The organism is Macrococcoides goetzii (genome assembly GCF_002742385.2).
Classification (GTDB): Bacteria; Bacillota; Bacilli; order Staphylococcales; family Staphylococcaceae; genus Macrococcoides; species Macrococcoides goetzii.
Window position 1 is genome coordinate 37,626 of the sequence record NZ_MJBI02000004.1, and the last position, 12,897, is coordinate 50,522.

Genomic DNA, 12,897 nt, shown 5'->3' on the forward strand with positions numbered 1-12,897 from the left:
TATGTCAATACTTATCAACGTATTACTGTTCGTTCTAATATTTGGATATGCAACTTATACGCTTTATAAGTTCTTTAAGAAATCTAAAGCCGGTAAGTGCAACAGTTGTGATCTAAACGACAGCTGTGGTTGTGATAATCTGCATCAAATTAATTTTGATAATGTAAAGAAATAACTAGATTGCCTATTAGGCAGTCTAGTTATTTCTTTGCGTAATACATGTTAAAATACATCATAATTATTAATCGAGGTAAAAGATATGAATTCATTTATAGCATTAGATTTTGAAACAGCTAATGGGAATCCTGCTTCAATTTGTAGCGTCGGTATGGTAAAAGTCATCGATAATATGATGACTGAAACTTTTTATACATTAGTAAATCCTGAAACTTATTTTAGCGCATCTAACATTCAGGTCCACGGTATACATGAAGATGACGTTCAGGACGCACCAACCTTTGAACATGTTTACCCATATATGCTCGATTTTATCGGTGATCTTCCGGTCGTTGCACATTTCGCGCAATTTGACATGAAAGTATTACATGCTTCTATAAAAAAATATCATTTCGATATGCCGACACTACCATATTTCTGTTCGGTCATCATGGCAAGAGATACAATAAAGAATCATAGCTATAGTTTAAAGAATATGATGGCCTATTATAAACTGGATTTCCACGGACATCATCATGCCTTAAATGATGCTAAGGCATGTGCAATGATTACAGTAAGATTGCTGAAACATTATTCAGACCTTGAAGAATACTTTTCAACGAAACGCCGAAAAAAATATATCAAAAGCATTTCAACTACTACGAAAAACCAAAGCATGTCACGCTATCATCGAGAATTAAGCAGTATAAAATCTACTACAGCAGTCATTGACAAAAGTCATCCTTTTTATAATAAACAAATTGCAATTACAGGAACACTACATAAAACAAGAAAACATATTGTGCAGTATATCGTTGATAACGGTGGTAGTTACACAGATGATATCGAGCAGGGAGACATATTAATCAGAGGAAGACAAAAAAACGATAAACCTTCCAAAAAAGAAGGTGTTGTCCGAAATAAGATTGCTTTAGGACACGACATTACAATTATGAACGACGATAAATTACAACAGATGATTGCTTTTTATCAATCAATATAACAACACGACTACTTCTTATGAGTAGTCGTGTTATTTTTGATAGTCTTTTTAATGGTGTGACGGTTCACTGGTCGTTCTAATTTATGATCAATCCAGAATAAAAATCCTGCAACTAAAATAATACCGATAAGCGGCAACACCTTAAAACCGTGTTCTACCGTTTCCATAATATACATCATAATGAGAAGTGCAGTTATACCAATGATAGCAAATTTAAATTTCATAATACTTCCTCATTTCTAAAGAAAATCATATATTGTTAGATTTTCATACACTTTATTTTTTAAATTACCCACAGAGACGCCTACTAAACGTATATTGTTAAACTCCTCTTTTAGGTCAGTATATAATAACACAGCTGTATTATAAATGGTATCAGCTTGATCTGTAAAGTCTATTATTTTTGTTTGCTTTGTATGTGATTCAAAGTCACTAGTTTTTATTTTGACGGTAATCGTATCACTTACTTTATTTAAATCCTGAAGTTTTAATGCTACTTTTTCTGAATGTGTACGCATTGTCTGTAAAATAAACGCTTCATCCTGAACATCGTGAGAAAATGTTGATTCCTTGCCAATTGATTTTCTTACTCGGTCCATATTTATTATGTCAGAGCCAATACCACGAGCTTTTTGATATAAACTACTACCCTTCTTACCGAATAATTCAATTAACTCAAGTTCAGATTTATCACGTAAATCTTTGCCGTTCATTATCTTTAGCCTGAGCATCTTCTCTTCGGTCACTTTCCCTACACCAGGAAATTCACCGATGGGAAGTTCAGCTAATATTTGTTCAACATTCTCGTAATGGATAACTGTTAAACCATTTGGCTTATTCATACCTGAGGCAATCTTCGCTAAAAATTTATTATAAGAAACACCAGCTGAACACGTTAGATTTGTAGCAGTCATAATATCTCTTTTAATAAAAGCTGCAATTTGACTTGCACCAAGATCTTTACGTACAAGATGTGTTATATCTAAATACGCTTCATCTAGTGATACTGGTTGTACAATATCAGTGTAGCCTTTAAATATCGACATAATTTGACTCGATACATCTTTATATACATCAAATCTAGGACTTACATAATAGCCGTCTGGACACAACTGATGTGCCCGAGCAGTAGGCATGGCACTATGCACACCAAATTTACGCGCTTCGTAACTCGCCGTTGCCACAACACCACGATTGCGACTCTTTCCACCAACGATAACAGGTTTACCTTTAAGGTCAGGATTATCCCGCTGCTCAACTTGTGCATAGAAAGCATCCATATCAATGTGAATAATTCTTCTTTCCATATTATCACTTCTTTAGTTTTCTAGTACTTTCATTATATATGAAAAGTGCGGGAGAAGATAATTAGTGATTTGCTTGTCATAGTTGAGATGTTTTGATATCTCTTTTATTATGAATTATTCTTCGGAATTCTACCTTATCATTATTAACAACATAATATATTGAATAATTTGATACTATAATGCGATAAAAACATAAGTTTAACATAGTATTTTTATAAACTGGTGGTAATATCAAAGGTGTTTTTGATCTTTTCAATATAGCATTTTCTACATTATCTAAGAATTTTTCTGCAGCTAAATTATTTTTTAAATCATTTTGAAAATATTCTATTATACCTGAAAGGTCATTGTAAAAAGTAGATAAGTAAGTTACTTTATATCTCTTTTTTTCCATTCAATTTTTCCTTTAAATTACCAAATACTTCTTCGTGTGTCATTCTTTCTTTTGTTGTTCTTGCAATTACTTCTGATTCTAATAAATATGCCTCATGGGATTCAGCTAACTTAGAATACTTATCAATGCTCATTAACACCATTGTTCCATAACCATTCTTAGTTAGAAACACAGGGGCATCTTCTTTGATAACATCCTTTTCTATTTCTGCAAACTTATTTCTTAAGTCTGATACTGGTCTAATTTTCATTTATATATACACCCTTTTCATATCATAATTTTATCTTAATTATATCATAATTTAAATGGTGTAATAATATAAAAATAATTCAGTTTAAAGATATATTATTTTCAAAAAAACAAAAAAGCACAAACCCATAAAGGAATGTGCAAATAAATTTATTTCAGTCGCTCATCTAAACCATATTGATACGGTACACCTAAATGTTCTCTCAACGTATTTCCTTCATAATCTTTATGGAAGACACCACGTTCCTGTAAAATTGGAACAACTTCATCTACAAATCGTGCTAAATCTGTTTCAAATACATCTGGTATAATCCAGAAACCATCTGCTGCACCCGCTTCAAACCATTCTGATAAATGATCTGCTGTTTCTTTCGCCTCACCTAAAGTTACTGGATGATAATCAATAACAGAATGATAGATAATATCACGCAATGACCAACCTTCTCGTGCAACTTTTAATACATTTTCAATGCGAGGATCTGAGTATGCATCAATCTCTACTCTATCTAGAAGTTCATGAGGAATCGGCTTTTCTAAATCTGCTGGTGATAATCTAATACCTAAAACCATACTAATGTGTTGAACACGTTGATAGACTAAACTTTCGTCCATAAATTTGGCATGACGATCTAATGCCTTTCGTTTACTATCTGCAACAACCGGCATTAATCCTGCAATAAATTTAATCTCATCCGGATTTCTACCAGCATCTATTGCTGCCTGGCGTAAAGCATTACGTGTTTCAATTCCCTGTTCAATCGTCCATACTTCACCAATCATCGCATTCGCATAACGTCCTGCAAAAGCAATACTTGCTGGAGAACCACCAGAATGGAAGATTACGGGTTGACCTTGTGGTGATGGTGGCATCGGTAATGCACCATTTGCCTGATGATATCTACCATTTAAATATACTTTTTTAACTTGATTATAATCAGCAAATACACCACGCGTTTTATCCGCTTTCAACGCATCTTTACCCCAAGTCCCCCAGAAATGTTGTACCATCTCAACAAATTCATAATGACTTTCATAACGTGCTTGTCGATCCAATAATGTTACGCCAAAGTTTTCAGCGACTTGAGGACTGGAACCAGTTACTGCATTCCAGGCAATACGACCACCACTCATTAAATCCAGACCTTTAAATTGACGGGCTACTGTATATGGAGTATTCCACTGCGTATGTACAGTATTGGCAACACCAATATGCTTTGTAGCTCTTAATATAGCAGTAGAAGTAATAATCGGTTCTAATGTCATACCTGGTACATCACGGTTATCATTTGGGACTGCGCCAGGAAAATCACCGATAAAGATAAATTGAAATTTACCCTTTTCAGCCATCTGTGCGTAGCGAATATCCGCTTCAATATCAGGATATGTTCTTATATCAACATCTTCACTCATCCAGGCCTTTCCGTTCGTACCAAACGTACCGGTAAATCCTAAACCTAACAACATCTGTTTATTATTTGTCATCGTTTCTCCTTTATCATTCATAAATTATTTAGTAGCTACATGATAAAGCCTGACTACTTTAAATCAATTCACATTACTTATACAAATTTCCTATAAAAATTTTTCAATAAAAAATCCCATTTGAAGAGCTTTAATCAATAAGTATTTCAGAATTATTTATTAATATCTAAAATAATTATTTCTATATACCATTTTTATACCATGACTTATCACTAAAGCCGTAATATTTCTCATCAATTAACCATTTGTTATCAATCAATCTAAAAATAAATTTATGCTTCTTTTTAAGAGCATATTCATAATAAATTACAATAGTAGCCATATCTTTTTTTCGCATTGTAAAGTAGATATCCAGATTATCATCTTGAATATAAAAATATTCGCTTGGTTTGCCGTAACTGCCCCCATAACTGATCGACTTAAGTTTTTCGCTAACATTATCTTTAATTATTTCATGATGCTTTTCATTTAACTCTTTGAATAGTGCTTTAGATTTCGGATGATATTCTTCTTTAAAGTTTCCATAACCATCTTGGTATTCACTTAATTCTATTTTACTTCGCTCATAAATCTCTTTTTCAAGGTTATCAAGATTCAACAAAATTTTTACAAGTTTAGGTACTAGTATCTCTGACATCGATTCATATTTTTTGAACGTACTTTTTAATATTATATTCATAGTTTCTCTCCTTAAAAGATTATCAAGTGTATTTTTATAGAATAGAAGAACCGTTTGTTAAGATTTTATATTTAGTTTTTATCTAAAGTTCAATAAAATAAAAAGCCTTGATAACAAGGCTTTAATAAAAAATGCTTACTTCGTAAGTCTAACGACACACTCTACATGCGGCGTTTGCGGGAATAAGTCGACTGGTTTTACTGTTTCTAACTTGTATCCTGCATCTGCAAATTTACGGCAGTCACGGGCACATGTTGACGGGTTACAGCTGACATAGACGATCTTTTTAGGGTTTTGTGCAATTAATGTCTGAATAAAGTCATCGTCTAATCCTTTTCGTGGTGGATCAACAACCGCTACATCAAACTTAACGCCTTCTTCGCTCCACTTCGGCAGGATTTCATCTGCTGCACCTGTCTCAAAATGTACATTATCAATGCCATTCATCTTAGCGTTCTGTTTCGCCATCTTAATTGATTCATGCACAATTTCCATCGCATAGACCTGTTTCGCCTGCTGTGCTAATGCTAAAGAAATCGTCCCAATGCCACAATACGCATCTAGTACTGTTTCAGTACCATTTAAATCTGCTGCTTCTAAAGCTAATTGATACAACGCTTCAGCTTGTGGTGTATTGACCTGGAAGAATGAGTTTGGTGATACTCTGAATTCTAGTCCTAACATCTTATCAGTGTAATACGGCGTACCGTGTAGTACTGTATTGTTACGTCCTAAAATCACGTTACCTTCCTGGTTATTAAAGTTTAATACAACACTTTCAACATTTTCGATTTCGTTTACAATATCATGTGTAATTGATTCGATATTTTGCAGGCGTTTTTTATTCGTCACTAATATGATCATTAATTGTCCTGTATAATGGCCACGTTTAACGACGATATGACGGATTTCACCGTTATGGTTACGCTCGTTATAAGGTACAATATCATATTTACGTAATATATCTCTTACTTTCACAATCGCTGCATCGATTGCTTTATGCTGAATATAGAAATTCTCAACTGGCACAAGTTGATGACTGTTCTTTCTGAAGAATCCTGTCTCAAGCATGCCGTTAACGTTTCTTACAGGAATCTGCGCTTTATTTCGGTATTCATAAGGCACTTCCATCCCTACAGTCTCAGCAACTTTTACGCCCTTAAACTTGCCTAATCTCTCAAACGCGCTTTCTACTAAATGTTGTTTGAACTTTAATTGCGCTGGATACGATAAATGCTGCAATGTCATCGTTCCAATTTGTCGGCCAACGATATCTTTCTCTGCAACACGGTCTGGGCTTTCATTTTGAACTGACACAAGACGTGCAAATCCAAATGTCTTACCGACTTTCATCACTTTAATCGTCACGTCTTCTCCTGGTAATGCGCCTTCAACGAAAAATGGATAATCGTCAATCTTAACAACACCAGATCCTTCATGCGTTAAGTCTACTACTGTCCCTTGTAATTCGTCATTTTTGTTAAATTTAATTTGTTTCATATTTTCTCCTATTGTTTTATTTCAAAATATTGATAAGACACAATGATTTCGAATGTGTTACTAAGGTATCGTCCTATCCTTAGGTTAATGCTGTATTAAGTTCGTAAATTAAATAGTCATCGTCGTATGTTTCTGTTGGTGTAATCCCTGGTTGCAAATATGCTGATCCTTTTGGACTTGATTTAAATTTATATATCCCATCCTGTAAAAACGTAAATGGTCTTGTTGGTTGGAAATCAACCCCAAATCTTTTGATATATTCAATAATAATTTGTCTAATTTCAATATCTTCCAACTGTATCTTCGTCACTGATGCATCATTTAATATTGGACAAAAATTTGTACGATAATCAGTCGTTAGTACTGTAAATTGCTGATCATCCGTTACAGGTTGATTTAAATAGGTTAAATCTTTTATACGATACGTGTCATTTATTTTCTCACCTACACTACTGTACCGTGCTTCACGTGATAAGTCTATACAATAGTTTAATTCATAGAAGATATCCATGTTGTAACTTGGAAATCCAGGTGATGTTGATTTATTATCTTTAAGCATATATTCACTATCTATTGTATTGAAGCATGATACGCTCCATTCAACCCACTCTCGTAAGACGCGACCAGAGACATTTACTGCTGACATCTTATTTGGAAAGCGATAAATATTAATTGCATCTTTAAGTGTTAATTCACCACTGTCAATTTCAATATAATCATTTACGCCATCTCTTCCGGCTTTTATCGGTGCACTTGTTGATATAATATTTGTACTTGCTAGTTTGAGCTGATGATTATTAATCATTTGTTCAATTGCATATTTACCTGCTTTAGCTATGACTTCTACAACAGTGCTCGTACCAACTTGCGCAAAATAGCTATCGTGATGGCGCTTAGTCATGCCAATGGGTTGTTTTACGTAATCTAACACACCCTGATGCGCAGTTTGATTCACATCTATAAAATGTGTATTAATCTCCACATCACTTGATTTTAATTCGATGACGCTACTTTTACCGTTCACAATCTTAAAGCCTTGTTCTGTTTTCTCAAGCGCAAGGTCTATTCTTCCAAGATGGCTTGCAAAACATACAGGTTGGACGCCATAAGCATGAAATACACGTCCACTCTCATTATCGACTTCCGGAATATTTACATAATCAGGTCCAGGGAATTGCTGATGTGTATGACCAAACACAAAAGTATCAACTGCTTCAATCTGTGCCAGACGATATACCTGATTTTCAATCCCTTTCATATTTTCTAATTGCTCCTGATCTAATCCAGTATGCATCAATGCAATAACAATATCACAACCAAATGCTTTTAACTGATTGCTATATTGATACAATGCGTCATACATGTCTTCAACAATTACTCGATCCGATAAATGGTCTTCGTCCCATTTCATAATTTGTTCAGGTACGACGCCTGTTATACCGATCTTTACCGTCGTACCATCTTTATATGACTTTTCAACGATATGGAAAGGCGCAACAACGAAGTCACCATTGATATATTTCACATTACAATTGACTAATGGAAACAATGCCTGCTGATTGGCTTTATCTAAATACTCTAGTCCATAATTAAATTCATGGTTACCTAATGTACCGGCATCATAGCCAATCTCATTCATCATATTAATTGCCGGATGAATGTCAGGACGCATTTCTGCGGCGTAATCTGCCATAATATTTCCTTGCAGTATATCACCATTATCTACAACAACTGTTGCAACATCAGCCTTTTCATTAGCTGCTTTTATCGCTTCAATCTTACTGCCGGCAAGTATTAATCCATTAATTTTCAGATCACTTTCTAAAAAATAATCATATAAACTAATATGACTATGCGTATCTGTCGTTGCTAAAATCGATAATCTATACATATGTGCGCCACCTTTCACATTTATTTTATTAGAAATTGAATAGATTGTCATTTTTTCTATCATAGATTAATCTTTTAATTTACGGGTATTGAAACAAAAAGGGAGTGACTTCATGTATAACGATTTAACAGGAAAAGTGGCTATTATTACAGGTGGAGCATCAGGTATTGGAAGAGCAACAGCAATTCGCTTTGCAAAAGAAGGCATCAACGTAGTTATCAACTATCGTTCTCGTGAGGATGAAGCAAATGCACTTGTCGATATTGTAAAAGAGATTGGTGTCGATGCACTTGCAATAAGAGCAGATACTACAAACAAAAACGAAATGGAAAGTTTAGTGAAACAGACCATAGATCATTTCGGTGCATTTCACATTATGGTAAATAATGCAGGTATTCAGTCTGATATACCGAGCCATACGATGCCAATTGATGAGTTTGATAAAGTAATTGCTGTTAATCTTCGTGGTACATTTATCGGTTGTCAACTGGCATTAGAGCATTTTATGGATCGCAAATTTAAAGGCAGTATCATTAATATTTCAAGTGTTCATGAAATCATTCCATGGCCACATTACGCTCACTATAGCGCTAGTAAGGGTGGGGTAAAATTAATGACGCAAAGTTTAGCGTTAGAATATGCGCGCGTTCAAATTCGTATTAATAATATTGCTCCTGGCAGTATCAATACACCGATCAATGCCGAGAACTTTAAAACACCTGAAGCAAAACGAGATGCTGATTTATTTGTTCCTATGGGTTATGTTGCCGAACCAGAGGAAATTGCTAGTGTGGCTGCATTTTTAGCCAGCAAAGAAAGTAAATATATTACAGGTCAAACGATTGTGGCAGATGGTGGACTCAGCCTTTATCCTTCACATCGTAATTTCGAATATGATGCATTATTAGAATCCTTTACAGATGAAATTTAAATAAAGACTGCTTTCTCTAATTGAGAGAGCAGTCTTTACTTTATTCTTCTTTTTCAAGGTCTTGTTTATATTGAATGATAATCTCATTTTCTTTATCCGGATGAATCTTATCTAACTGACTATATACATTGATATGTCGCTCTAAATTTACAAAATGAGCCGGTAGTATACCGCCAAACTCACCATCAACATTGAGCTGTACTTTTTCAAAAGATGATACTTTAATATCTTTCGCTTTTATATAATGTACTTTCGGATGTTTAATGTGATCACCACGTGAAGCAAGTGAGAAGACATGTCCAAATTCAGCAAAATTTACTTTTTCTAAAAATAATAATGTAAAGTAGCCATCATTTATCGATGCATTCGGTACTAACTTTTCAAAGCCACCTACTGAGTTTGTCAAACCGATTAAAAATAACATGACTTCTCCACTGAAGACTTTACCATCATATTCAATACGAATATCCGTCGCTTTTATTTCCGGCAGCATCTCTAACCCTTTAATATAATATGCTAAAGGTCCAAGGACAGTTTTAAGTTTACTTGGTGCTTCATAACTTACTTCGGTAATCTTTCCGCCCCCTGCAATGTTGATAAAATAACGATTGTTCATCTTACCTACATCAACCGGTACGGTGTTTCCTTCTATAATTACATCTACAGCTTGTAAAATATCTTTCGGAATGAGTAATGCTCTACCGAAATCATTTACTGTACCCATCGGTATTACACCGATATTCGGGCGGTATTCCTGTTCAGCAATACCGTTTATTACTTCATTAATCGTCCCGTCACCACCCGACGCAATAATAAGATCAAAGCGATCTTCTACAGCTTGTCGTGCTGCTTGTATCGCATCACCTTCTGCTTTTGTTGCGTAGGCACTCGTCTCATATCCTGCATCTTCAAGTTTAATTAACACATCTGCTAATGACTTCTTAAATAATTCTCGTCCAGATGTAGGATTGTAAATAATTCTCGCTCTTTTTCTCAAAAAGCACACCACCTATTTCTTCTCTTTTAAAAATCCACGTTCTCTCAGATACATTCTAAATAAAATAAATGTCACAATCACGATACATACTTGTACACCTTTAATAAATATTTCGTTATTCTGAACAGTAGGTGTCATCAATACTATTACCAATGAAATATTGATTGCGATGAGTATAATATAAATCCATCCACTTTTCATTATCTTCTTCTCCCGCCGAATATATTTCGTACAATTTCACGACCGATTTGTCTGCCAACACTAGTAAGTACACTTGTCGCAACTTTTTGTAATTCTGATTTTGGTTTTCTTTTTTCAGCTTTAACCGTTTTAGCTTGTAATTTAGCTTCTGCTGCTTTTTCTTTTTCTGCTTCTATTTGTGTAAACTTTTCCTGTAACATTTCATACGCACTTTCTCGGTCAATTGCTGTGCCATATTTCGTTTGATAAGGATTTTCTGCGAGGACAGTTTGTTTAACGGTACTATCGATAACACCTATCTTACTTTCAGGTGGTCGAATAAAGGCACGTTCTACAATGCTAGGTTGACCCTCTTCATTTAAACATGATATTAATGCTTCACCTGTCTTTAATTCCCCGATAACAGCTGCAACATCCAGGTCTGGATTTTGTCTGAACGTTTCAGAAGCACTTTTCACTGCTTTTTGATCTCTAGGTGTAAATGAACGTAACGCATGCTGTATACGGTTACCAAGTTGTCCTAAAACTTCATCAGGTAAATCTATCGGATTTTGGGTAATGAAATACACGCCAACACCTTTTGAACGGACAAGGCGAACAACCTGTTCTACTTGCGTAATAAATGACGTTGGTGCATCTTTAAATAATAAATGTGCTTCATCAAAGAAAAATACAAGTTTCGGTTTATCAAGATCACCCACTTCAGGTAATTCCTCAAACAATTCTGTTAATAACCATAAAAGAAAAGTTGAATAAAGTACGGGTTTTGTAAATAAGTTATTCGCCATAAGCACATTGATAATACCTTCACCGTTAGCACTTACTTCCATAAAATCAGTTAAATTTAACGCAGGTTCACCGAAGAAGTTCTCAGCACCTTGTGATTCAAATGATAACAGTTTGCGTTGAATCGCTCCTACTGATTGTTTTGTAATATTTCCATATTTGCTGCTATAAACAGATGCATTATCTGCCATTTCTTTCAGTAAAGATTGCAAGTCTTTTAAGTCTAATAGCAATAATCCATTATCATCACTAATTTTAAAGGCTATATCTAAAATACCAGATTGCGTATCGTTTAATTCTAATAAACGCGCTAAAAGCATCGGTCCCATTTCAGAGATCGTAGCTCTAACTGGTGCGCCATCAACGCCAAATATATCCCACAAACGAACAGGATAACTTCTCGGTTGGTAATCTGTAATATTTAAGTCTTTTAATCGTTGTTCAATTTTTTCATTTATCGTCATCGGTTCAGCAATACTTGCCAGGTCCCCTTTAATATCTGCCAAAAATACCGGTACACCTGACTTTGAAAATTGTTCTGCTAAAACTTTTAATGTGACGGTTTTACCTGTACCCGTTGCACCGGCTATCAATCCGTGACGATTTGCCATTTGTAATTGTAAAGTTATATCATTCGTATTTTTCGCAATATTTACTGACGTCATCCATATCCCTACCCTTTTTGTTTTGCATCGTTACTTTTTATTTTACAATAATCTATATATTATGCAATTTTGACATAAAAAAAGGCTAAGCATAATGCTTAACCTCTTTTCGCTTCATACCAGCGAAGTGCTTTTGCTTCTAATTTCAAAATATAGTCATTCTTCGTTACATTATAAGTGTTGAAGTCATTTCTATATTGCACTGCTTGTTTCATCTTAAATTTGGCATATGCCAGACGTTCAAGTTTATGTTCACGTAAATAGTCTCTTAATGCGAGTCTTCTTGTAATTGCATTAAAGTTTGTTCTTTCAATCATCGTTACATAGAACGTCAGTTGATTTTTCTTTGCTACAAAGAGCCTGCACTGTTCATCAGTCATCTCTTTTACTTCAACTTCTTTATAACCGATAGCCTCCATCTTATCTTTATATAAACTCACTTGTGATAAAGTTTTTACGATTGGTAATATATCTATCGTCTGATTACCAGGTAAATCTTTCACTGAAGTGCTTCCAAAATGATGAAGTTCAACGATTTCATTTCTGAAAATTTCTATCAGTTCTTTTGCCTCATGGATAAAAATCTGATGATAATCTTTTTCATTCCATGGCGTATAATCAATCATAAATATCCTCCGATTCGGGAAATGATACTA

At 34.5% G+C, this 12,897-nt stretch carries 15 protein-coding genes; 3 read left to right on the top strand and 12 right to left on the bottom strand.

Translation table 11 applies throughout. From position 1 onward, the window contains the following. Position 1: 1 nt before the first annotated feature. Both BFS35_RS09710 and BFS35_RS14135 read left to right on the top strand, forming a co-directional pair. Positions 2-175, top strand: a complete 174-nt coding sequence (locus BFS35_RS09710) for a FeoB-associated Cys-rich membrane protein (protein WP_099581064.1) — start codon at positions 2-4, stop codon at positions 173-175. A gap of 84 nt (positions 176-259) precedes the next feature. Beyond that, the gene (locus BFS35_RS14135; RefSeq protein ID WP_099581062.1) at positions 260-1,159 is read left to right on the top strand and encodes an exonuclease domain-containing protein; all 900 of its coding nucleotides are present in this window, start codon (positions 260-262) and stop codon (positions 1,157-1,159) included. 8 nt (positions 1,160-1,167) lie between these two features. Here BFS35_RS14135 and BFS35_RS09720 read toward each other — a convergent pair whose 3' ends face one another. The 8 genes from BFS35_RS09720 to BFS35_RS09755 all read right to left on the bottom strand — a co-directional run bounded on the left by BFS35_RS09720 (position 1,168) and on the right by BFS35_RS09755 (position 8,661). Continuing rightward, positions 1,168-1,383: a hypothetical protein gene (locus tag BFS35_RS09720; RefSeq protein ID WP_099581060.1), complete on the bottom strand. Its 216-nt coding sequence runs from the start codon at positions 1,381-1,383 to the stop codon at positions 1,168-1,170. 15 nt (positions 1,384-1,398) lie between these two features. Further along, positions 1,399-2,466 (bottom strand): DNA polymerase IV, encoded by a 1,068-nt coding sequence (dinB, locus tag BFS35_RS09725; RefSeq protein WP_099581058.1) that lies wholly within the window; start codon positions 2,464-2,466, stop codon positions 1,399-1,401. Between the two features lie 76 nt (positions 2,467-2,542). Further along, positions 2,543-2,860 carry a type II toxin-antitoxin system RelE/ParE family toxin gene (locus tag BFS35_RS09730; protein WP_099581056.1) on the bottom strand — a complete coding sequence of 106 codons (318 nt, stop codon included), beginning with the start codon at positions 2,858-2,860 and terminating at the stop codon, positions 2,543-2,545. Continuing rightward, on the bottom strand, positions 2,841-3,110 hold the full coding sequence (locus BFS35_RS09735; protein WP_099581054.1) for a type II toxin-antitoxin system Phd/YefM family antitoxin: 270 nt from the start codon (positions 3,108-3,110) through the stop codon (positions 2,841-2,843). Before BFS35_RS09735 ends, BFS35_RS09730 begins: the two co-directional genes overlap by 20 nt. Positions 3,111-3,259: 149 nt before the next feature. Next, a complete protein-coding gene (locus tag BFS35_RS09740; protein WP_099581052.1) occupies positions 3,260-4,591 on the bottom strand; it encodes an NtaA/DmoA family FMN-dependent monooxygenase in 1,332 nt (443 codons plus the stop codon). A 181-nt stretch (positions 4,592-4,772) separates the two neighbouring features. Then, a complete protein-coding gene (locus tag BFS35_RS09745) occupies positions 4,773-5,270 on the bottom strand; it encodes a hypothetical protein (RefSeq protein WP_099581050.1) in 498 nt (165 codons plus the stop codon). Positions 5,271-5,405: 135 nt separating this feature from the next. Next, entirely contained in the window at positions 5,406-6,770 is a 1,365-nt protein-coding gene (rlmD, locus tag BFS35_RS09750; protein WP_099581048.1) for a 23S rRNA (uracil(1939)-C(5))-methyltransferase RlmD, read from the bottom strand. 79 nt (positions 6,771-6,849) lie between these two features. Continuing rightward, a complete protein-coding gene (locus BFS35_RS09755) occupies positions 6,850-8,661 on the bottom strand; it encodes a 5'-nucleotidase C-terminal domain-containing protein (protein ID WP_158554296.1) in 1,812 nt (603 codons plus the stop codon). 112 nt (positions 8,662-8,773) lie between these two features. Between BFS35_RS09755 and BFS35_RS09760 the strand changes: the two genes are divergently transcribed. Then, on the top strand, positions 8,774-9,592 hold the full coding sequence (locus BFS35_RS09760; RefSeq protein WP_099581044.1) for a glucose 1-dehydrogenase: 819 nt from the start codon (positions 8,774-8,776) through the stop codon (positions 9,590-9,592). 40 nt (positions 9,593-9,632) lie between these two features. On the opposite strand, the gene BFS35_RS09765 is transcribed toward BFS35_RS09760, so the two are convergent. The 4 genes from BFS35_RS09765 to BFS35_RS09780 form a co-directional block, all read right to left on the bottom strand. Then, entirely contained in the window at positions 9,633-10,589 is a 957-nt protein-coding gene (locus tag BFS35_RS09765; protein WP_099581042.1) for a diacylglycerol kinase, read from the bottom strand. A gap of 12 nt (positions 10,590-10,601) precedes the next feature. Further along, a complete protein-coding gene (locus tag BFS35_RS09770) occupies positions 10,602-10,790 on the bottom strand; it encodes a hypothetical protein (protein ID WP_099581040.1) in 189 nt (62 codons plus the stop codon). After that, complete coding sequence (locus tag BFS35_RS09775; RefSeq protein WP_099581038.1) at positions 10,790-12,241, bottom strand: helicase HerA-like domain-containing protein; 1,452 nt, start codon at positions 12,239-12,241, stop codon at positions 10,790-10,792. The genes BFS35_RS09770 and BFS35_RS09775 overlap by 1 nt, the downstream gene beginning before the upstream one ends. 98 nt (positions 12,242-12,339) lie before the next feature. After that, positions 12,340-12,867 carry a GrpB family protein gene (locus BFS35_RS09780; RefSeq protein WP_099581036.1) on the bottom strand — a complete coding sequence of 176 codons (528 nt, stop codon included), beginning with the start codon at positions 12,865-12,867 and terminating at the stop codon, positions 12,340-12,342. Positions 12,868-12,897: the final 30 nt, after the last annotated feature.

Coding starts and splice junctions, on each gene's coding strand:
- BFS35_RS09710 (WP_099581064.1), top strand. CDS start 2: ATGTCAATACTTATCAACGTATTACTGTTCGTTCTAATATTTGGATAT.
- BFS35_RS14135 (WP_099581062.1), top strand. CDS start 260: ATGAATTCATTTATAGCATTAGATTTTGAAACAGCTAATGGGAATCCT.
- BFS35_RS09720 (WP_099581060.1), bottom strand. CDS start 1,383: ATGAAATTTAAATTTGCTATCATTGGTATAACTGCACTTCTCATTATG.
- dinB (WP_099581058.1), bottom strand. CDS start 2,466: ATGGAAAGAAGAATTATTCACATTGATATGGATGCTTTCTATGCACAA.
- BFS35_RS09730 (WP_099581056.1), bottom strand. CDS start 2,860: ATGGAAAAAAAGAGATATAAAGTAACTTACTTATCTACTTTTTACAAT.
- BFS35_RS09735 (WP_099581054.1), bottom strand. CDS start 3,110: ATGAAAATTAGACCAGTATCAGACTTAAGAAATAAGTTTGCAGAAATA.
- BFS35_RS09740 (WP_099581052.1), bottom strand. CDS start 4,591: ATGACAAATAATAAACAGATGTTGTTAGGTTTAGGATTTACCGGTACG.
- BFS35_RS09745 (WP_099581050.1), bottom strand. CDS start 5,270: ATGAATATAATATTAAAAAGTACGTTCAAAAAATATGAATCGATGTCA.
- rlmD (WP_099581048.1), bottom strand. CDS start 6,770: ATGAAACAAATTAAATTTAACAAAAATGACGAATTACAAGGGACAGTA.
- BFS35_RS09755 (WP_158554296.1), bottom strand. CDS start 8,661: ATGTATAGATTATCGATTTTAGCAACGACAGATACGCATAGTCATATT.
- BFS35_RS09760 (WP_099581044.1), top strand. CDS start 8,774: ATGTATAACGATTTAACAGGAAAAGTGGCTATTATTACAGGTGGAGCA.
- BFS35_RS09770 (WP_099581040.1), bottom strand. CDS start 10,790: ATGAAAAGTGGATGGATTTATATTATACTCATCGCAATCAATATTTCA.
- BFS35_RS09775 (WP_099581038.1), bottom strand. CDS start 12,241: ATGACGTCAGTAAATATTGCGAAAAATACGAATGATATAACTTTACAA.
- BFS35_RS09780 (WP_099581036.1), bottom strand. CDS start 12,867: ATGATTGATTATACGCCATGGAATGAAAAAGATTATCATCAGATTTTT.